The organism is Paenibacillus selenitireducens (assembly GCF_002021565.1).
In the GTDB taxonomy this organism is placed as follows: Bacteria; Bacillota; Bacilli; order Paenibacillales; family Paenibacillaceae; genus Paenibacillus_K; species Paenibacillus_K selenitireducens.
This window is the reverse complement of the sequence record NZ_MSZX01000004.1, coordinates 299,534-319,048: the sequence shown is the minus strand read 5'-3', so window position 1 is coordinate 319,048 and position 19,515 is coordinate 299,534. Positions and strand designations below refer to the sequence as shown.

The following is a 19,515-nucleotide window of genomic DNA, read 5'->3' as shown; positions in this document are numbered from 1 at the left end:
TTTCCAACCTCTTTAGGGTAAATGTATTCTGACAAGCTAGGAATTATCACCCTTGCTCTTAAGTTTTTCCGTAAAGTATGGCATCATAGAGAGGTATCCTTGATTTAACACGACTCAGGTCGAACCGACTTGATAGAACGGAGAATGAACCATGGCACTAGACGGCATTGTCACGCACGCCATTGCAGCAGAACTATCACGCTGCGTCGGCGGACGCATTAATAAAATTTATCAACCCACAGCACATGATCTTGTCTTACAAATTCGCGCACAAGGGGAAAACTTCAAGCTGCTCTTATCCGCTAACCCTACATATCCCCGCGTTCATTTCACAGAACAGACATTCCTTAACCCGCAGGAAGCACCGATGTTCTGTATGCTGATGCGCAAACATTGCGAGAGCGGAATTATTGAGTCCGTGGAACAAATTGCGTTCGAGCGTATGATCCAGATCAAGATCCGCCAACGCAATGAACTTGGAGACGAATCTACGAAGTTCATTCGAATCGAATTGATGGGACGGCATAGTAATATCATTCTGCTTGAACCGGCTACGAACACGATTTTGGACGGCATTCACCATGTCACACCTGCAATCAGCAGCTATCGCATTGTGATGCCTGGCTTCGGTTACACCGAGCCTCCGCAACAGCATAAACTTCATCCGCTTGAGGTTACAGAAGAGACCTTCAGATCCGCATTAGCGGCCACTTCCTCCGACAATGAGACGGAAGACGAGGTAACACCTATGTCCTTTGCTGCACAGCTGGTCGAGCATTTTAGCGGTATCAGTCCATTAATTGCCCGTGAGATCGAATTCCGCGCAGAGCGGCTGTTCGATGCCAACGAAGTTGCAGATCTCGAACGCGCGCGTTGGCAAGCATTTTCAACATTAATGATCCAGGTTCGCGAGTTGCTTTTCCAACCTTGTATTACAGAGAATGCCAAGGGGAAAATGTTCTTCTCAGCAGTCCCGCTTACGTCCATTGCGCCTACGCGAACAACCTACGACAGTATCAGTACATGCATGGAGGCTTTCTACGGGGACAAAGCAGAACGGGATACGGTCAAGCAACGCGTCAGTGATTTGATCCGGTTCCTTCAGAACGAACGGAACAAGAACATCAAGAAGATTGATAAACTTCATGATTCCAGAGAAGAAGCCAATGATGCGGACCAGTACCGCGTTCAAGGAGAGCTCTTATTTGCCTCGCTTCATGCCTTACAGAAAGGGATGAAGGAGATTGAGGTCGTCAATTATTATGACGAAAATCAGGAATCGATCCGCATTACGCTCGACCCGCTTATTACGCCATCAGAAAATGCCCAGCGCTATTTAAAGAAATATAATAAATTCAAAAACAGCCTGACCGTGATTGAAGAACAACTTCGGATCACAGATGACGAAATCCGGTATATGGAATCCTTATTACAACAACTTGAACATGCTTCACTGCATGACATCGACGAAATTCGTGAGGAATTAACGGAACAAGGCTATCTTCGCGATCGTTCGAAGAAGAATAAGAAAAAGAAAAAAAATGACAAGCCAACCGTTCAATGCTATACCTCTTCGGAGGGCATAGCGATCTATGTCGGCAAGAACAACATTCAGAATGAATATGTAACGAACCGTCTTGCACACCCGAATGACACCTGGCTGCATACCAAAGATATTCCAGGATCCCATGTGGTCATTCGCAGCAGCGAATTCGGTAACGCCACACTTGAAGAAGCCGCGATGCTAGCTGCGAATTACAGCCAAGCGAAGTCTTCCAGTATGGTCCCTGTGGATTACACGTTAATTCGGCATGTACGCAAGCCAAGCGGATCCAAACCAGGGTTCGTCATCTATGATCATCAGAAGACCCTATACATTACGCCGGATGAAGAAAAACTCAAGCATCTGCCTTATGTGCTGAAAAACAACTAATTACAGATACACAAAAGCTCCTTAAACCCCGTACGGGGATTCAAGGAGCTTTTTCAATTCCGTGCTAATTTGTAAGCCTACTACATTTCACGATGATATTTCTCTTGTGAGCTCTGCGGCGCTGCGCCGCGATGGAGGCGTTCATATCCATAATAACGTGTACCTTGGAACTTCAGCATCCCTTGATCTCCCTCAGCCAACTGCCCAAACTCGCGGCCGTCCACCTTAAATTCCATCCGATCACCACTCTCCACTTCAAAAGTGATGTAATAGGTCGTACTCGATGTATTATGGAACTCTCCGTTATTGTTATTGTGATGATGGCTAACATGGGTACGTTTACTAACCACGCGAGAGGACACTGTAAGTACAGGCTGCTTATTGTTATAGCTCCATTGCGAAACCCCTTTAACAAGCGAAATGATGATAATGACTGCAACCGCGCCGAAAATCAGGTAGAAGAACATGGAGAACATTCCGAAACCTCCCATCAACGAGTTAAAACCATCAAAACCCATACAGACCCCACCCTTCATCCCATCGGAATAACCAGCAACTTCCTTCTGTGCGTTTCCCTGATGCAGGACTAACTTCGAGCTTGAACTAATGCATCCAACACATCGATCGTCGTTCGTCTGCCGCCAAGCTCCCCATGAAATACCACACCTTGCCTTGCTCCATGGAAATCAGATCCTGCCGTGATGATTAAATGATATTTCTCCGCCAGCTTGCGATAGCGAAATTCTTCAGGCTCAAGATGATCCGAGTGGTAGACTTCAATCCCCGCGATCCGCGTTTCCTGAAGGATCCGCTCTACGAGTACATCATCTCCATATAGACCGGGATGAGCTAATACAGGTGTACCACCTGCCTCGCGAATCCACTTCACAGCCGTTAAAGGCTCAATACGAGGCGGATTGACATATGCTTTTCCCTCGGCGCCTAGATACACATCAAATGCATTCCGCATATCCGTGGCATACCCCTTCTTCACCAGAACATCAGCGATATGCGGTCTTCCCACTGTTTCATCCGGAGCCAATTCCCGGCCTAAACCTGCGATAACTTCATCCATTGTTATATCGATGCCCAATTCTTGCAGCTTTGCAATCAGCATATCATTTCGTCGATCGCGTGTTGCTCGCAAATCCGCAAGCCGTTCTAAGAAAATGGGATCCTGATCATCAATGAAATACCCCAGAACATGAATGTCCTTTCCCTCTAACACGGTACTAATCTCTACGCCAGGTACGACTGTAACCCCAAGCTTCTCTCCTTCTTGCATAGCTTCGCGAATGCCAGCTACCGTATCGTGATCCGTGATCGCGATTCCAGCCAAGCCAGCAGCTTTCGCGATGCGAACATTCTCAGCAGGAGATTGCATCCCGTCGGAAGCGGTCGTATGCGTATGTAAGTCGACATATCCAGGTTGTTGCATCATTCCTTCTCCCTTCCCATACATCATGATTCAACATGTAGGACCAAATAACTATTTATCCAGCTGTTGTTCGCGTAAGAATGTTAAAAATGTTACGGCAGATATCGGAAGCAGGGCTGACTTCAAGTAGATGGAGTAGAATTGACGATGAAAGGACAGTTCTTCAATATCTAGGATCTTGACTAATCCAAGTGCAACCTCATGCTTCACAGAAGAAGGTGATAACAGCGTAATGCCTAATCCAGCTTCAACGGCAGACTTAATAGCTCCCGTGCTGCCAAGCTCCATCACCGTGCGAATATCATGCTTCATATCTATATTCTTACGCGCGAATTGCTCTTCCATGACTTGCCTTGTTCCAGAACCCGGTTCTCGGAGAATAAACGGATATTTGAGCACTTCATCTACCGAGACGACTTCAGCTTCTGCAAGTGCGTGTTTTGCCGGTACAATCAGCTTTAATTCATCCCGCATCACAGCTTCGATATGCATATCCGGGTGATGGACAGGCGCTTCAATTAATCCGAAATTCAATTGATGATTAATGATCTCTTCTAAAATTTGCGCTGTATTCATGACTTTCATACTGATCGTGATATTCGGATATTGTTGACCGAAAGGTCCAAGCATTCTCGGCAGCATATACTCGCCAATCGTTAAGCTCGCTCCAAGCTGGAGTCTCCCTTGAACCATATGCGTAAATTTAGACATCGCTAAATCCGTCTCCCGAATTAATTCAATACTCTTGCGTGCAAAAGGCAGCAGTGCTCGCCCTGCTTCCGATAATTCAATACGCTTCGTTGAACGATTGAATAATCGGGCTCCGAAATACTCCTCTAAGGATTGCACTTGCATGGTCACCGCAGGTTGCGTCATATGTAATGCATGCGCAGCAGCTGAGAAGCTGCCTTTTTCGGATACGGTAAAAAAGATATGCAGCTGATGAAAGTTCATGGAATCCTCCTCTCCGTACTTTAGCGCATCACGGACGCCTTTCCCTCATTATAGCAGAAACGATCTTCTGACATCCTTAGTTTTACACAAAAAAAAGCATACCGAACCATCTCGGTATGCTTGCATATCAATCATTATTTTCGCTTGCGACTATTCTTAATCAGCGTCATCCGGCGTGAATGACGTAACCAAGAATAATACGTTTTTAAGTCACGGAGTTCCATGGTCTCCGACATACGTCCTAGAAATGTAACCACAATCATCTTGTGGAGCGGGTTTCCCGCAATATCTATTTCGTTCTCAAGTACCGGAAATTCTGCAACGACAACCAAATCGTCATCGATGAGATAAACATCCTCTTCATTCCGGTAATACGGAAGAATTCGATTTTGCTTCAGACATTCCCACATAAACATTGCTATATCATCATAGCCAGTCTTCTCATGTTCAACCCGCTCAGCCCAGCGAGATTTGGCATGATTCGTTATGACTACATCTGCGACCTTCTTATCCCCTAGGGTGACATAGAAAGGCTCGTATGTGCTGTATCGTTCCATCACCTTGTCTCTCATTGGGCATCACTCTCCAGGTTAGATAGGTCTTTCTATCTAAGCAATTATACCTATACCCATTATATTACATGAATGCACTATTTTTCTCAAGCGTTAATTTGCAAGATTGTTCATATCTGCTAGAGGGTATATGCCCTCGTCTTATCCGGACCATTGCTGCTATATTCTGTCTTAATTTCATTCCGGTATGATCGTTCAATCTTCTTCACAAAAGCGAGCCTACGTATATTCTTGATCGTCTCTTCTGCACGTTCTGCGTTAACGTACATGACAACATAATGCATTCGACGCGAAATATAATGAACTGTTCCATACTTATCTAAATTTCTAGCTGCTTTTACATCACTTACCCAAATAATATAACCGGTACGTTCCGCAAACATGTTGTACTATCCCTCTTTCCTGCTCATCCGCAGCTGCAACTTCCGCCGCCGCCACATCCGCCGCCTTTTGGATTTGGATCGTTGCTTGGCACTTTAATGGTCTCTGAGACGGAGTGAGCAATCATCTTAGAGATATCGTAGAGCATATTATCTAATCTCTGCTCCTGCTCCTTAAATCGTCTCACTTCTTCAAATTCCTCCAACCGCGCTTCCATAGACTTTACTGCATCTTTGGCTTCGTGGTAGTTGGGATGAAAGTGGCCAAAACGCTCAGTCTCTTCAAAAAGCTCTTTTTTCTTATCCAATTCCCGGACAAGTTGTTGCACTTCTGCGTTCTGCTCGACCTTTTGTTTCCAATATATATATTCAGCCACGTCGGCAGAACTATTAATCATGTCGCCTAATTCATAGGCGTTACCGAGCAATGAAGCCATATCAATTGTGTTTATTTCCGACACGCTCATGAATTTCAACTACTTTCCTATTAAATTTAGTTTAATATCTCTATCATAACACGAAATGCCCCATTATGAACCTTAAATTTAGCTTTAGGTAAGCGCTGGCAATCGTAATTGAATCTGGCTCCAATGTTCCCCCGAGATTTCCTGCAATTCGCTGGAACCGTCGCCTTCAACATAACCTTTCAAAAGCCAATGATCACCCTGCATACGAACTTGAATCGGCATCACCATGATCTCGCGATCCTTGTTACTAAGCATGATATTCGTCTGCCACTCTATCGCTCGCTCGATGATTTCCTTACTCGTTGATGTATGGTAAGTTCTTCGTTCTTGTATCCACATCTTAGGCGTTTGCAACAAGCCAGGGAACAACTCTTCATCTGAAGGAAAAGTCATATCCAAATCATAGTACTGAACATTCTGCTGGGTGTATACGAGACCTTGGGCGTGATTTACGTTCTCTGCATGTGACGATGGCACTCTCCCTGTAAACTGGGGATAACCCGTTCCTTGTGTCCCACACACCAATTGCTCAAGGTGCTTTCTCGGTGTCACCCCCGCCTTATCCAATTTCGATCGCAATTCTTCAACCTTATCTTTAGGTACGATATAATCCCGCTCGCCAATGGGTTGCAGTTCCGGCAACAACGTCATATAAGCACGGATTTGCTGAGACATTTGATCATCCACGCAGCGCAATAAAATGACCTCAGAGAAATATACACGGCCATACTGCATATTCCACTGCTGCATCGTTATTTTCACTGGATCAGGCAATCCTGTTCGGGACTTTTGTACTAATAGTTCTAGGACATCATCCAAATGTCTTCCATGATCAACCGCACGCATATAACTTTCCTTGGTCAATCGATATATCGCTATTTGATCCGTTCTTACGTGCTCTGCGCAGCATTCCAGCTCCCAACGGACGAAGAACGAAACATCTGGCGGGACAATGATTTCAAAATCAGGTTGGACGTAAAATAGTCCTTCCTCCTCCATCTCGATCGCGACGGCTTCCATCTGAATTTTCCAGCGAAAATACGTATGTCCGTCAGGCCCCGCGCCCATTTCCATCCAGCCGAAGGCACACAACATCGTGAACCATGCCATCATAACCTCATGCAAGGAATCTGTGGCTATTTGATTAGAGATCGATACGAATTCGTGCTTAATCACCCAATCCGACAGGTCACGAATATCATGCCATGACTCATCCTGAATCATTCCTAAGGCATGCATGAGATGCTGCAGCCAGATTTCTGTTCCATTCACATTCGACAGCCATAACGCCCAGAGACGTATCTGCATCGACGATCTCCCCTGTGCTAACCAGGAAAACAATGCGTCGTCCTGAAGGACGTAGGCATCTGGAGTTTTGCGAATAAGATCAAGTTTGAGTGCAAGATCCAGCACAAAAGCTACGGATGACGGCAATACGTCTGGATTTGGATATTGCAGCTTTAGTGGGGCGAGATCTTTCACAGTAATGGCCACGGATGAGAGCATTTTTTGCACGTTTTTTTTATGAATGGTTCCTTTGGAAGTTAAGGGAGAACCGTATTTCGCGATGGAAGCTAATAGGTAGAATAGATCCAATTCAAGCCCTCTGCCCGCTTCATGCCTCACCGTTATGCTTAATGAATCCGTAACAACTGGAAGCATTTGCAGCGGCATCAAGTATTGTTGCAACCGTGGGAATAGATCCGTAGGAATAAAGAACAATCGGTCCCCCCATGTTTTTCGAACAGCATAGATCACACCTTTGTTCCGCAGCAAATTAAGTGCAACGCGTAAGTTAGCTCCCGACATCGAATAATTAGTTACCTTTAATAAGGTGTGGTATTCAAAAGATTGCAATCCAAAATGCCGTAATATGAGAATTAGCGTTTTCCTTTCCATTATAGAGAGCTTGTCCATGATCGAAGCGAACGCTGCTGAATTTTGCATAGCCTGTAGCATTTCACGAGTTCGGCTTTGCTCGGCAGTGTCCATTTTTGCTAGGATATCCTGCATTTTCAAGTTGCGGCCACCTCCTTCGTTGGTGGGTCGATAGTACGAACCGTATAAGCATATCCCTGTTCAATCAGGAATAATTGGCGTTTCAACGCGAACTCCTGCTCCTTCGAATTGGAGGATACAACGGTATAGAAGTAGGCCGTGTTCTCACCCGCTTTAGGACGGAGTATACGTCCTAAGCGTTGCGCCTCTTCTTGTCGAGATCCGTAACTGCCAGATACTTGTATTGCCACTGCCGCATCGGGCAAATCCACGGCAAAATTCGCTATTTTGGAGACGACTAACAAGCGAATATCCCCTCGTTTGAATTGCTCATACAGTTCTTGCCGTTTGGCTTGCGGTGTCGTCCCTGTCATTAACGGTGCCTCTAATTCTTCGGCGATCACTGCAAGTTGATCCAGATACTGTCCGATGATCAGGGTCGGAAGCCCTTGATGTTCCCGAAGCACATCGCGAATGACATGAATTTTCTCAGGATTCTCGCCGGCTATTCTGAACTTGCTCTTCGCATCAGCATGCCAGTACTGTTCTAACTGGGGGGTTATTAAGGGAACCCGAATTTCACAGCAGTTCACCGTAGCGATCCACCCTTGCTCTTCGAGTTCCTTCCAGGGCAATTCATATCGCTTCGGTCCGATCAACGAGAAGACATCCTTCTCACATCCGTCCTCACGCACCAGCGTAGCTGTTAAACCCAATCGCCGCGTAGCCTGAATATCCGCAGTAGCCCGAAACACGGGTGCCGGAAGCAGATGTACCTCATCATAGATAATGAGTCCCCAATCCCGTTCATTAAACAATTGCATATGTACAAAGTCATCCGACTTCTGTTTGCGATGGGTTAAAATTTGATACGTTGCAATGGTTACGGGTTTTACCGCTTTCGCAGCCCCTGTATATTCCCCGATATCCTCTTCACGAAGCGTCGTCTTACTTAGCAGCTCCGCCTTCCACTGTCGCACGGAGGTAACGTTTGTCGTTAAAATTAACGTCTCACATTGAAATTCCTTCATCACTGCCATGCCGACCACGGTCTTTCCTGCTCCACAAGGCAACACGACGACACCGCTCCCGCCGTAGCCATCGCCCCCCTCTCCTTCAAAGGCTGTGACCGCTTGTCGCTGATAGCTTCGTAATGTAAAAGATGTATTCGAAGCATCTGGTGCCACAAAATCAAGGTGAAGCTCCTTCCCTTCATGATACCCAATGGTATCTAAGACAGGATAGCCAAGCCTTGTTAGCTCTTGCTTCATGAGACCGCGTGCATGTTTCTTTATACGGAGTGTCACATCATCCAATTTTTCTTCGATAAAAGATTGGATACTCTTGTCTTCCATGAACTCATCGAGCATGCCTGTCTGCATCGCGGATAGCATTAATTCATCATCGATATACTCCAATTTTAGACTCCCGTAACGTTCCATCCATTGCTTTATTTGTTGAGTCACTTTAACGGGAACATCCCACTTGGCATACTGCTGCAGCTGCTCGATCACATCGCTTGCTTGCATTCCTCCAGCTGCTGCATTCCACAATGATAATGGCGTAATGCGATACGTATGGATATTCGCAGGGCTTTTCAACAACTCTGCAATCCGAAATAATAGTTCTCTTGCCTGTTTCGAAGTCGTGTGCTCTGTCTCAAGAAGCACCGTAAAATCAGATTGAACAATACACGGGCCATTCGCCTGATAAGACATTCATCCGACCTCCTTCTGTCTCACTTGTTCTGTCATTTCGTAAAAAAACGGCTTGCAGCGCAAGCCGTATCTTCTAAGATCTCATGGATGTAACGCCTCATAAAATGTCTACCTATACATCGCTGTAATACTGTTATATTTTCCATATTTTCATGGAATCATTCACTGTCTGGGCTATATTCCACAGTCGATAGATAATCTAGCGCCAGATGAATGAGTAGCTTCGCGGCCTGTAACATGGATGCTTCATCGATATCAAAACGCGGATGATGATGCGGATGGACAACACCCTGTTCTGAATTCCCCGCACCTACCAATATAAAACATCCAGGAACGCGCTGCAAATAGTAAGCAAAGTCTTCTGCCGGCATCATCTTCTGTGCTATTTCTGTCCGTTCCTCACCAAACAGCAAAGTTGCCACACGACGGTAACGTTCTGTCTCCTCCCGATCATTCACGACGGGGGGATATCCTACCTGATAATCCAATTTGACTTGTGCGCCATACATCCCGCAGGTTTGTACCACGATCTTCTCTAATCGGTCACGAACGCGCTGACGAACATCTTCTTGGAATGTTCGAACCGTTCCACTAATATGACAGCGTTCTGCAATGATATTTTGTACCGTACCCGCTTGCATCGAGCCAACCGTCACAACTGCAGGCTCCATCGGATCCACCGAGCGACTCACAATCGTCTGTATATTCATGATCATGGCCGCGCCGACAAGCACACTATCTACGGTCTCTTGCGGTACACCGCCATGCCCGCCTCTGCCCTCGATCTCGATAAAAAATTCATCCGCGGCTGCCCACATGGGTCCTTCTATGCTAGCCGTCGTACCTACAGGGAGAGGAGACCATAGATGAACGCCATAAATCGCATCTACACCCTCGAGGACACCGTCTTCGATCATCTGAATGGCACCGCCGGGACAGGTTTCCTCCGCAGGTTGGAAGATAAACCGCAAGTTTCCATGCAACGTATCACGCTGCTGACTGAAGTAATAGGCAATACCCAGCAAGGTCGAGGTGTGCCCATCATGTCCGCAGGCATGCATCACCCCGGGCACTTGCGAAGCATATGCGCAGGTTTTCTCATCTTGAATCGGCAAGGCATCCATATCTGCCCGCAAGGCTACTGTAGGCCCCGCTGATCTTCCACGTAGATTGCCGACTACCCCATAACCGCCTACGCCAGTCTGAACTTCGATGCCCCAGTCTCTTAGTTTTGCAGCAATAAATTCCGATGTCTTCGATTCTTGATAGGACAGCTCAGGGTTCATATGTAAGTATCTGCGCCATTCCACCATCGTTGGATACATGTTCGTTAATATTTCTTCACGAAAGATCATTCCCATTCTGGTCCCTCTCCCCCATAGCATTCCTTTTTTTTCAAGTTTATTTCTATCATTTTCCTCAATTCCAACCCCATTGTCTACCTATATTTCACAAAACGTTCATACCCAATTTCAACCAACTATCGTTCCCGAAGGCTTGCGCATCCCTAGGAAACATACTATCATGAATAGTGAATATCGAGGGCAGGTCAATTTAAGGAGGAAATCGAAATATGATTATTGAAAACTCAGGCTTAATCGGTCTTAAAAGCGACTTGGCCTATTTAGATGAATCAGCTGAAAAACTTGGATTTGTCCGTTGGCAGTGGGAATATACACGTGCTACATACGATTTTAAAATGGAAGATCAACAAAATAAACAAGATTATTACTTACGCATCAACACACGTGCAATTGAAGGCAAGTTAGAAAATCCCGATGCGGTACTTGCGATTGAAGCAGTTTACATGGGTAGAACGACTTTCCCTCACGGCTTTGATTATGAGACACCTATTCCATCGTCGTTTGTCAGTACGGCAGAACAAAAAATCAGTCAATTAAAAGCACTTCTTGAAGCATAGACGGGTTTGAACATGAGAGAAAATCAATCTCAACCAAAACGACGTGGTGCACCGGATTTCCAGTTATTAATTCTCACGGTATTGTTGGTAGGCTTCGGACTCGTTATGGTCTTTAGCGCCAGCTCCAGCATTGCAGTCATCAGCAAGAAGTTCAACTATGATTCCTTGTATTTTGTCAAAAAGCAGTTAATGTGGGCAGGACTTGGTTTTATCGTCATGATGATCGCTATGAATATTCGCTACGAGAAATATAAGAAACTGTTTATTCCGTTCTTCATACTGACTATCATATTACTCGCACTTGTACCCTTCGTTGGTGTGAGCCTCAATGGCGCACGCAGTTGGTTTGGGGTCGGTTCCGTAGGGATTCAGCCTACAGAGCTAGCTAAAATTACAACTATTCTATATCTCGCGGCGTTGATCTCCAAGAAGGGCGAGACGTTCCGCGACTTTAAAAAGGGATTTTTGCCCGTCATCATGATCGTCGGGTTCATCGCCTTTCTGATCATGCTTCAACCCGATTTCGGATCATGCATGATCCTCGTAGGTTGTTGCGGTATCGTGATTATCGCTGGCGGCGCGAACTTGAAGCATATTTTCGCCTGCGTTGTCGTGCTAGGCATCGGCGCGGGTATCGGGATGGTTGTGAATATGCTTTTCAATTCCAGTGCGGGCAGCGGGTACAAAGCCGGACGGATTTCGTCCTTCCTTAATCCATGGAGCGATCCGCAAGGGACAGGCTTTCACTTGCTGAATTCCTTGAAGGCCTTGGGTCATGGCGGATTAACAGGTGCAGGATTTGGACAAAGCATCCAGAAATTGCATTACCTGCCTTACCCGTACAATGACTTTATTTTCGCCGTCATTGGCGAAGAGCTAGGCTTCATTGGAAGCGCACTGTTCTTAATCTTTTACCTCTACTTCATCTGGCGGGGGCTGATCGTTGCGCTGCGCTGTCCAGATCGTTACGGCACACTCGTTGGCGTCGGAATTATGGGGTTAATTGCAATACAGACGTTCATTAACATTGGCGGCGTCTCGCAGACCATACCGATCACCGGGGTCACGCTGCCATTTATCAGTTATGGAGGATCTTCCTTGTTAATCATGCTTGGCAGTATCGGTATATTACTCAGTATTTCCCGTGAAGCCAATCGACCCGAAGATCAGTCGAAGAACGCCAAAAATAGGCGCTTTAGCGCCTAAACAAAAAAGACTCCAAGAGTTCAATCTCTTCGGAGTCTTTTTTCTTATTTCAGCCGAACTGGCTCTTCCTGCTTCAATTGTTGTTCTTCCTCTTTGAACGTAACGCCTTCCACTTTCACATTCACTTCGACGACATGCAGACCTGTCATATTTTCAACGGTTTCCTTCACATTCTGTTGAAGGTCACGGCATACTTGATGAATCATCGATCCGTAAAGTACTATGACACGCAAATCAATAGCAGCTTCTAGCTGACCTACTTCCACAATTACGCCTTTTTGTGCGTTCTTCCCAGTTAATCGCTTCGCCCAGCCTTCCGAAATACCGCCAGACATTGCGCTAATCCCAGGTGTCTCGAGCGCCGCTAACCCAGCGATTGTCGATACAACATCATCCGAGATTCGAATTACACCAGTTTGCACAAGTTCTTCTGTCATAACCTTGTCCTCCCCTTTTCATATCCATATACAATAGTTTAATGCCTTTGCCATTTGAAAGCAAATTACAGATCCGTAAGGTCATTTACTTACGGAAATTTTTGGTTTATAGTAAGAGAAAAAATTCGAGGTGTGGAAGTTGAAACAGAAATTTTTTTACGGTGCACTTATCGTCTCCTTTCTTTTGAGCGGAGTAGCACATTATACAGACATGAGCTCGACCGTCCAGTTTATCATCTCGGCCATTGCCATCGTCTTTGTTGCAGGATTCCTTGGCAAAGCGACGGAAAGTGTCGCACATTACGCCGGTCAACGTCTTGGCGGATTTCTGAATGCTACCTTCGGGAATGCTGCAGAATTAATTATATCTATTTTCTTAATTAAAGAGGGGCTCTTCGATATGGTAAAGGCAAGCTTGACAGGGGCCATTATCGGGAACCTTTTGCTCGTCTTGGGACTGAGTCTTTTTGCTGGGGGACTTAAATATAAAGAGCAGAAATTCAACATCTCTTTAGCAGGGCATAATGGTACACTTATGCTTATGGCGGTTGTTGCCCTAATTATACCTGCCATGTTCGCCGGTACGAAGGTCATTACGCCAAAAGAAACAGATACGCTCAGCTTAATCGTAGCTGGCATCCTCATTGTTGCTTATATCTTCTGGCTGTACTTCTCTATGGTCACGCATAAGAATTATCTCTCCGATCAAGAAGAGATGGAACCGGATCACCACGAAGAACCTGCTTGGTCCAAATCCAAGTCAGTATTGTTCTTAGTTGTCGCTACGGTCATGGTTGCGCTTGTGAGTGAATGGCTTGTCGGTACGCTGCATGATTTTACAACCCAATTTGGCTTTACAGAGTTGTTCTTAGGGGCATTCATTATCGCGATTGTCGGGAATGCTGCGGAACATAGTGCCGCAGTCATGATGGCGCTTAAAAACAAAATAGGGACATCCGTAGAAATTGCCATTGGCAGCAGTCTTCAAATTGCGTTATTCGTAGCCCCTGTCCTTGTATTTGTCAGCTTCTTGTTCGGGGAAACGATGGATTTCGTATTTACGACGATTGAGCTGGTTGCCATCGGGGTGGCCGTCATTATCGCTAAATCGATCACCCAAGACGGCAAGACGAACTGGTACGAGGGACTCCTGCTCATGTTAGTCTACGTTATTCTTGGCGTTGCATTTTTCCTCGTGTAGGACCAATACAAAAAAAAGAGTAGTCTCCAGGTCGGAGCTACTCTTTTACATTTAATGCTTCATATAATACCGCTAAGTTCCGCTCAAGCTTACTAAGTATCTCTTTCCCGATGGCTTCATGAACCAGACCCGCACGTACCGCAAAATCAACCTCGCGCGAAAAGCCATACATTTGTGTATCAAGCACTTCCTCATATAGAGGACACTTACGGGTCGCCAGATTCTCCATCTGAACTTCAATAAGTTTTTCGATTTTATCTGCATCTCCCTGAAGCAGAGACAAAGCTTTCTGATTTAATTGTTCCATGAACTCTGATGAAGACATGTAACTCCCCCCTATGCCCGAAAAATCAGTATACTGCTAATCCTAATATTAAGCGATTATGAGCTATTACACAAGAAAATATGAGAAAAACCTCTATCGAGGTTCATTCGAAGATGAGCGACCACGTTTAAAGGTAGTTTTTATCGCCAAATAGAATTCTTGCGTTTCGATATGTCGAAACCTTTATAAATTCTATTGTGGAGAGAAAAGTAAAAAAAAGCATTCCTTGTGGTGCAAGGAATGCTTTTTTTCAACGTTATGTCATCGATTAGACAACCGTTACTTGTAAACCATGTTTTTCAAAAATAGCTGTCATTGCTTTTTTAGCTTCTTCTTCGTCTGGCCCATGAACATGTAGTTCATATTGATGGCTGTTCACAAGCGTTGTGAATAGACCTAAGATACTTTTAACGTCAATATACTTGTGGTCAGCTTGAAGAACGATGGAAGAACGAAATTGACCTGCAGTTTGTGAGATTTCTACGATAGCTGTGTTATTAGACATGGGAACTACCTCCGTCTAGTACGAATTTTTATACACTTTTATGATACATTGATTACGCATACAAACGCAATACGTTTTTACCACAATAGAATTTATAAATGTTTCAACGTATCGAAACTAGAAAATTCTATTTGGCGATAAAACCTATATCTAATCGCGGTCGCTCTTCTTCGAAAGGACTACGATAGAGGTTTTTCTTACTTCAAGTTCTCGGGGTTAAGTGCTTCTAATTCCGGAATCACGAAGATCCCATCTTTACGGATGAGAACATCATCAAAGTAAATCTCTCCGCCACCGTATTCAGGACGTTGGATCAACACGAGATCCCAATGAATGGAGGAACGGTTCTTATTATCTGTCTCTTCATAAGCTTGACCTGGTGTAAAGTGCAAGCTTCCCGCAATCTTCTCATCGAACAAGATATCTTTCATTGGTGTAAGGATGTGCGGGTTAAAGCCGATCGCAAATTCACCAATGTAACGTGCGCCTTCGTCTGAATCCAGAATGGCATTTAGTTTATCTGTGTTTCCACCGGCTTTGGCTTCTACAATTTTCCCATTCTCAAACCGGAAGAAGATATTCTCGAAGGATGTGCCGTTATATACCGTTGGCGTATTGTACTGCAACGTTCCGTTAACAGAATCACGCACTGGCGCACTGTACACTTCTCCATCCGGAATGTTCTTCTGGCCCGAACATTTCTCTGCACCGATGTTCTTAATCGAGAACGTCAGATCTGTGCCTGGAGAAACAATACGCACTTTATCGGTTTTCTTCATCAACGCTTGCAGAGGATCTTGCGCACGGTCCATCTTTGCATAATCCAAGTTACATACATCAAAGTAGAAATCCTCGAATGCTTCCGTGCTTGTATTCGCCAATTGTGCCATCGCTGCGTTTGGATAACGCAATACAACCCATTTCGTACGTTTCACACGCTCTTCGGAATGAATGGGATGACTATAAATCGAGTTATACAATTTCAAATTCTTCTCGGGAACATCCGAAAGGTCATTTACATTCTCGCCTGCACGAATTCCGATGTAACAATCCATCTTCTGCATACGTGCTAAGTCAAATTCCATCCAAGTTTTCAATTGCTCTTCACTTGTGTGCATCAACATGCTGCGAAGCACCGTGCGGTCCGTTAATTCAACAAATGAATGTCCGCCGCGTTTGGCAACTTCTTCAATGATGCATTTTAGCAAATCACGCTCTGTACCAATCATCTCGATTAGTACATTCTCCCCTGGTTGTACATCTACCGAATAGCCCACCAAATTCTGAGCTAATTTCTCCATTCTTGCATCTCTCATCTTCTGAAGCCTCCTCAAAATTTAGTTACCAAATCGAATTATGTAAGTAACTGAACCACATTTAATTGTACCATGGTCAAAACCATACGTAAATTCATTGATACCCATCAAATTTTGCGTCTGTGGTTACCGCTTCTGTTCTCGCCTTCCCCTTATCGACAAATCGCGTTTGGGTCTTCGAATACACACGAGTCGGGATCAGCGAGGAACGATCAACCCACAGAACATAAGAAGCATTCGATTCCATATTCTGGGTTAAACTTTGTAGTTTGGTTACTCCATTTTTGTATATGCTGTCTAATTCCTTCTGGAGTTCTTTTTGTTTTTTCACATCCAGCTTCGCTGCGTTTTGGACCAAATATCGACCTTCTTGTAACCCATTCATTTCACTCTTCAAATTTTGAATCAGCAGCTTCGTGCCTTCTCCCGGATTTAACTTAATCTCCAACACGATTTGTTGATCGTTCGATTTTTGTTCATTAATCTGAATGGATTTACCTAAATTGCGTAACAATTCTAATTGATGTAATGGATTCCAACGTTCTGAGTAGGTCAAGGCTGTACCGCTCTCCGAAGCGATCTTGAAGGTTTGCTGCTTATGTCCAATGACATTCCCCTCATAATTTATGGGTTCAAGAATACGCTTCCCATTCGTACCATAGACCTCAGCTCGTCCTCGAAATTTAAAATTATCCACGCCAGAAAGCCCGGACAATGCCATTTGATAGATTTCAGTCGGGCTTTTCTTGGATTCGATGGCGTAACAGCCGTTCAGACTCAGTACAATCATAACAAAACTTAACCCAAACGCTAACGTTCTACATGACTTGATACTCACGCTAAAGTAGCGAATCATCCTGTATTGCCTCCTCTTTTCCTGAGACCCTTAGTTCGCACCTTATCGTTTCCTGAACCTCTAAACTTATACCCATGCTGGTACGCAAGGAACAAAAAAAGTACCCATCCCACGGATGGATACTTCTTCCTAACCAACTTGAATTTGATTGCGCCCGGCATTCTTTGCCTGATAAAGCGCCATATCGGCCTTGTAAAATAAAGATTCTACGCTAATCTTGTCATCATCCCAATTCCATTCCGATATCCCGCAGGACACGGTGACCCCTGGATTGGTCTCTATTTCGACACGAGAACGAATTCGTTCTGCAACACGCAGTGTCTGCGATTTGGTCAACTGTGGGAAATAGATGGCAAGTTCTTCTCCGCCCCATCTTGCAGCAATATCTGTTTCACGAATGGAGGTTCGGATCACTTCACAGACTTGCCGTAAAATTTGATCACCAATTTGATGACCGTACGTATCGTTAATTTGTTTGAAGTGGTCAATATCCACCACGATCAATGAACCGCAAAAATCAATTTTTTGCTTCTGATTTACACGATCATCCAAATAATGTCTTGCGTACAGGCCTGTTAAATTATCGTGATTCGCCATCCGTTGAACTTTCGCATGCAGTGATGCATTTGCGATGGCTAAGCCAATATGGGTCGACAACACCTGTAGAAGCTTAAAGTTATCATAAGAGAAATAATTGGGATCGCGATGGGATAACATAATGGCCCCATTGACTTCGGAATTGACCACAAGAGGTACCACCATCAACGAACGGGATTGTGTCTCATCCATAAAGACCGACTTTACTTTGCTGAATGCCGAATAATCAACCAGAATCAACGGCTCCTTCGTCGCATAAACAAGCCCGGTAAACCCGTAATCCGTAGAATACAATTCCTTTGACATCGCATCCACATTACTAGACATGACTTTAAATAAATTTTTATCCGCGTCTAATTGTAAAGTTGAACAAAAATCCGCTTTAAATATATGCAATAGCTCTTTCAAAGCAAAATTAAATATTTCACTCAACCGCAAGCTCTGATTCAACTGCTTCGTCAACTCATTAATGAGACGCAGTTCACTAATCAACATATTCGATTGCTCGTAGAGCTTCGCATTCTCGAATGCCGTTCCGGCGGTATCCGCCAAGATCGTAATCAGCTGAAAATCCAAATCCTCCAGCCACTGTCCATCTAAACTGAGATATAAAACACCGTATACCCCTTGTTTTCCGCTCAATGGAACGGCAATATGGACTAGTTCGTTCCCACCAGGCAAAGTTACTGTCTCTTGGATCATTCTGCCTTCCATAAAAGCACGCACACTAATATTGTCTGTTAAATTATGAAGAACTAACGGTTTGACATGCTGATTGGTACTTCGATGATCTGAAGAAATATGCAGCTCTAACGCAGCAGACGGATATAAATCCGAAATGCTCTCAATCACTTCACTTAAAACCGAATCCACATCGAATTTGCCATGTATGCGCTGAACCACATCGAAAAGGATCGTCTTCTTCCGCGCCTCTCGGTCGGCATGATTCTGCAACTGCATCAAATCTTTGATGAAGATAAATTCGAACATGCGGTAAAAACAATTCAAGAACGTCTTAGCAGACATCGATAGCATGTCCAGCATGCCAGGCTCGTAAGATTCCAACGGAATGCGATAAGCCAGTATAGCGAATACTTCTTGCTCGCTTCTGCTACATAACGGCACAACTAATGTTGCTTCCGTATTCACATCTGCATGCGGTCGCTTACTTGATATTACGGCTGATACTACACGAGCATCCCATACGGAAGAATCATTTCCTATTAATGACGGATCCGCGCTAGAGATCAATCTGGCTTCCCAATTGAATACCGCTAAGATCCCTCGTTGCAAACTTGGGAATTCAGCAATCTGAAGAAGCCATTCTTGAAAGCATGCTGTAAGTAACGGTTCAATATAAGGGTAATCACTGCTCGTTATATCTTGTTGTTGCAGCCATGACTCATTATCAAAGTAATTAACTAAGGGTGAAGTAGGCCATTGGTCTATATGATGTTGTTGGAATTCCACCAGCGCTTTTCGTAGATTTTGAGCCATACGATTCCCCACCACCCAAGTTCAATCATCTTCATTCAATCCAACACCTATATTTAATAATAACTTGCTTTTTCCCTTTTTGCACTAGTAATCTATCAATTATTTGCAATATTTTAGGTATTTCGAACTATTAAAAATTCCTTAATGAATAGATCGCTTGACAATTGTGTTGAATTTCTTATAATATTTAATGA

The 19,515-nt window shown here is 44.5% G+C and carries 19 protein-coding genes; 4 read left to right on the top strand and 15 right to left on the bottom strand.

Annotated elements, in window-relative coordinates:
- Nucleotides 1-151 precede the first annotated feature (151 nt).
- Complete coding sequence (locus BVG16_RS11960) at nt 152-1,933, top strand: Rqc2 family fibronectin-binding protein (protein WP_078498907.1); 1,782 nt, start codon at nt 152-154, stop codon at nt 1,931-1,933.
- 80 nt (nt 1,934-2,013) lie between these two features.
- Here BVG16_RS11960 and BVG16_RS11955 read toward each other — a convergent pair whose 3' ends face one another.
- The 9 genes from BVG16_RS11955 to BVG16_RS11915 form a co-directional block, all read right to left on the bottom strand.
- A complete protein-coding gene (locus BVG16_RS11955; RefSeq protein WP_233147008.1) occupies nt 2,014-2,409 on the bottom strand; it encodes a DUF2500 domain-containing protein in 396 nt (131 codons plus the stop codon).
- A gap of 110 nt (nt 2,410-2,519) precedes the next feature.
- Nucleotides 2,520-3,374, bottom strand: a complete 855-nt coding sequence (locus tag BVG16_RS11950; RefSeq protein ID WP_078498905.1) for a PHP domain-containing protein — start codon at nt 3,372-3,374, stop codon at nt 2,520-2,522.
- Nucleotides 3,375-3,422: 48 nt separating this feature from the next.
- Nucleotides 3,423-4,325 (bottom strand): selenium metabolism-associated LysR family transcriptional regulator, encoded by a 903-nt coding sequence (locus BVG16_RS11945; RefSeq protein ID WP_078498904.1) that lies wholly within the window; start codon nt 4,323-4,325, stop codon nt 3,423-3,425.
- A gap of 134 nt (nt 4,326-4,459) precedes the next feature.
- Nucleotides 4,460-4,897, bottom strand: a complete 438-nt coding sequence (locus BVG16_RS11940; RefSeq protein ID WP_078498903.1) for a hypothetical protein — start codon at nt 4,895-4,897, stop codon at nt 4,460-4,462.
- 119 nt (nt 4,898-5,016) lie between these two features.
- Nucleotides 5,017-5,280, bottom strand: a complete 264-nt coding sequence (locus tag BVG16_RS11935; RefSeq protein WP_078498902.1) for a YlbG family protein — start codon at nt 5,278-5,280, stop codon at nt 5,017-5,019.
- Nucleotides 5,281-5,303: 23 nt separating this feature from the next.
- Nucleotides 5,304-5,744: a YlbF family regulator gene (locus tag BVG16_RS11930; protein ID WP_078498901.1), complete on the bottom strand. Its 441-nt coding sequence runs from the start codon at nt 5,742-5,744 to the stop codon at nt 5,304-5,306.
- A gap of 84 nt (nt 5,745-5,828) precedes the next feature.
- On the bottom strand, nt 5,829-7,757 hold the full coding sequence (locus BVG16_RS11925) for a helicase-associated domain-containing protein (protein WP_233147025.1): 1,929 nt from the start codon (nt 7,755-7,757) through the stop codon (nt 5,829-5,831).
- 2 nt (nt 7,758-7,759) lie between these two features.
- Entirely contained in the window at nt 7,760-9,460 is a 1,701-nt protein-coding gene (locus tag BVG16_RS11920) for a DNA repair helicase XPB (RefSeq protein WP_078498899.1), read from the bottom strand.
- Nucleotides 9,461-9,618: 158 nt separating this feature from the next.
- On the bottom strand, nt 9,619-10,821 hold the full coding sequence (locus tag BVG16_RS11915) for a M20 family metallopeptidase (RefSeq protein ID WP_198957450.1): 1,203 nt from the start codon (nt 10,819-10,821) through the stop codon (nt 9,619-9,621).
- Between the two features lie 212 nt (nt 10,822-11,033).
- Between BVG16_RS11915 and BVG16_RS11910 the strand changes: the two genes are divergently transcribed.
- Together BVG16_RS11910 and ftsW are read left to right on the top strand one after the other, a co-directional pair.
- Nucleotides 11,034-11,381, top strand: coding sequence for a YugN family protein (locus tag BVG16_RS11910; RefSeq protein WP_078498898.1), 348 nt, complete (start codon nt 11,034-11,036; stop codon nt 11,379-11,381).
- Nucleotides 11,382-11,393: 12 nt separating this feature from the next.
- Nucleotides 11,394-12,587: a putative lipid II flippase FtsW gene (ftsW, locus tag BVG16_RS11905; RefSeq protein ID WP_078498897.1), complete on the top strand. Its 1,194-nt coding sequence runs from the start codon at nt 11,394-11,396 to the stop codon at nt 12,585-12,587.
- A 44-nt stretch (nt 12,588-12,631) separates the two neighbouring features.
- On the opposite strand, the gene BVG16_RS11900 is transcribed toward ftsW, so the two are convergent.
- Nucleotides 12,632-13,024 (bottom strand): Asp23/Gls24 family envelope stress response protein, encoded by a 393-nt coding sequence (locus tag BVG16_RS11900; protein ID WP_078498896.1) that lies wholly within the window; start codon nt 13,022-13,024, stop codon nt 12,632-12,634.
- Nucleotides 13,025-13,163: 139 nt separating this feature from the next.
- Here BVG16_RS11900 and cax point away from each other — a divergent pair, with 139 nt between their 5' ends.
- Nucleotides 13,164-14,225 carry a calcium/proton exchanger gene (cax, locus tag BVG16_RS11895; RefSeq protein ID WP_078499105.1) on the top strand — a complete coding sequence of 354 codons (1,062 nt, stop codon included), beginning with the start codon at nt 13,164-13,166 and terminating at the stop codon, nt 14,223-14,225.
- A gap of 37 nt (nt 14,226-14,262) precedes the next feature.
- Here the strand turns inward: cax and BVG16_RS11890 are convergent, their stop codons facing one another.
- From BVG16_RS11890 to BVG16_RS11870, 5 genes are all read right to left on the bottom strand, one after another.
- Nucleotides 14,263-14,550 carry a YlaN family protein gene (locus BVG16_RS11890; protein ID WP_078498895.1) on the bottom strand — a complete coding sequence of 96 codons (288 nt, stop codon included), beginning with the start codon at nt 14,548-14,550 and terminating at the stop codon, nt 14,263-14,265.
- Between the two features lie 268 nt (nt 14,551-14,818).
- The gene (locus tag BVG16_RS11885; protein WP_078498894.1) at nt 14,819-15,055 is read right to left on the bottom strand and encodes an HPr family phosphocarrier protein; all 237 of its coding nucleotides are present in this window, start codon (nt 15,053-15,055) and stop codon (nt 14,819-14,821) included.
- 197 nt (nt 15,056-15,252) lie between these two features.
- Nucleotides 15,253-16,371: an aminopeptidase gene (locus BVG16_RS11880; RefSeq protein WP_078498893.1), complete on the bottom strand. Its 1,119-nt coding sequence runs from the start codon at nt 16,369-16,371 to the stop codon at nt 15,253-15,255.
- A 94-nt stretch (nt 16,372-16,465) separates the two neighbouring features.
- Nucleotides 16,466-17,227: a hypothetical protein gene (locus BVG16_RS11875; RefSeq protein WP_078498892.1), complete on the bottom strand. Its 762-nt coding sequence runs from the start codon at nt 17,225-17,227 to the stop codon at nt 16,466-16,468.
- 129 nt (nt 17,228-17,356) lie between these two features.
- Nucleotides 17,357-19,321, bottom strand: a complete 1,965-nt coding sequence (locus BVG16_RS11870; protein ID WP_078498891.1) for a sensor domain-containing diguanylate cyclase — start codon at nt 19,319-19,321, stop codon at nt 17,357-17,359.
- Between the last annotated feature and the right edge of the window lie 194 nt (nt 19,322-19,515).

Excerpts from the sequence above, each read along its gene's own strand:
- BVG16_RS11945 (WP_078498904.1), bottom strand. The coding sequence starts at position 4,325 with ATGAACTTTCATCAGCTGCATATCTTTTTTACCGTATCCGAAAAAGGC.
- BVG16_RS11935 (WP_078498902.1), bottom strand. The coding sequence starts at position 5,280 with ATGTTTGCGGAACGTACCGGTTATATTATTTGGGTAAGTGATGTAAAA.
- BVG16_RS11925 (WP_233147025.1), bottom strand. The coding sequence starts at position 7,757 with ATGCAGGATATCCTAGCAAAAATGGACACTGCCGAGCAAAGCCGAACT.
- BVG16_RS11940 (WP_078498903.1), bottom strand. The coding sequence starts at position 4,897 with ATGAGAGACAAGGTGATGGAACGATACAGCACATACGAGCCTTTCTAT.
- BVG16_RS11920 (WP_078498899.1), bottom strand. The coding sequence starts at position 9,460 with ATGTCTTATCAGGCGAATGGCCCGTGTATTGTTCAATCTGATTTTACG.
- BVG16_RS11900 (WP_078498896.1), bottom strand. The coding sequence starts at position 13,024 with ATGACAGAAGAACTTGTGCAAACTGGTGTAATTCGAATCTCGGATGAT.
- BVG16_RS11875 (WP_078498892.1), bottom strand. The coding sequence starts at position 17,227 with ATGATTCGCTACTTTAGCGTGAGTATCAAGTCATGTAGAACGTTAGCG.
- BVG16_RS11870 (WP_078498891.1), bottom strand. The coding sequence starts at position 19,321 with ATGGCTCAAAATCTACGAAAAGCGCTGGTGGAATTCCAACAACATCAT.
- BVG16_RS11950 (WP_078498905.1), bottom strand. The coding sequence starts at position 3,374 with ATGATGCAACAACCTGGATATGTCGACTTACATACGCATACGACCGCT.
- BVG16_RS11930 (WP_078498901.1), bottom strand. The coding sequence starts at position 5,744 with ATGAGCGTGTCGGAAATAAACACAATTGATATGGCTTCATTGCTCGGT.
- BVG16_RS11960 (WP_078498907.1), top strand. The coding sequence starts at position 152 with ATGGCACTAGACGGCATTGTCACGCACGCCATTGCAGCAGAACTATCA.
- BVG16_RS11890 (WP_078498895.1), bottom strand. The coding sequence starts at position 14,550 with ATGTCTTCATCAGAGTTCATGGAACAATTAAATCAGAAAGCTTTGTCT.
- BVG16_RS11885 (WP_078498894.1), bottom strand. The coding sequence starts at position 15,055 with ATGTCTAATAACACAGCTATCGTAGAAATCTCACAAACTGCAGGTCAA.
- BVG16_RS11915 (WP_198957450.1), bottom strand. The coding sequence starts at position 10,821 with ATGGGAATGATCTTTCGTGAAGAAATATTAACGAACATGTATCCAACG.
- BVG16_RS11910 (WP_078498898.1), top strand. The coding sequence starts at position 11,034 with ATGATTATTGAAAACTCAGGCTTAATCGGTCTTAAAAGCGACTTGGCC.
- ftsW (WP_078498897.1), top strand. The coding sequence starts at position 11,394 with ATGAGAGAAAATCAATCTCAACCAAAACGACGTGGTGCACCGGATTTC.
- BVG16_RS11955 (WP_233147008.1), bottom strand. The coding sequence starts at position 2,409 with ATGTTCTCCATGTTCTTCTACCTGATTTTCGGCGCGGTTGCAGTCATT.
- BVG16_RS11880 (WP_078498893.1), bottom strand. The coding sequence starts at position 16,371 with ATGAGAGATGCAAGAATGGAGAAATTAGCTCAGAATTTGGTGGGCTAT.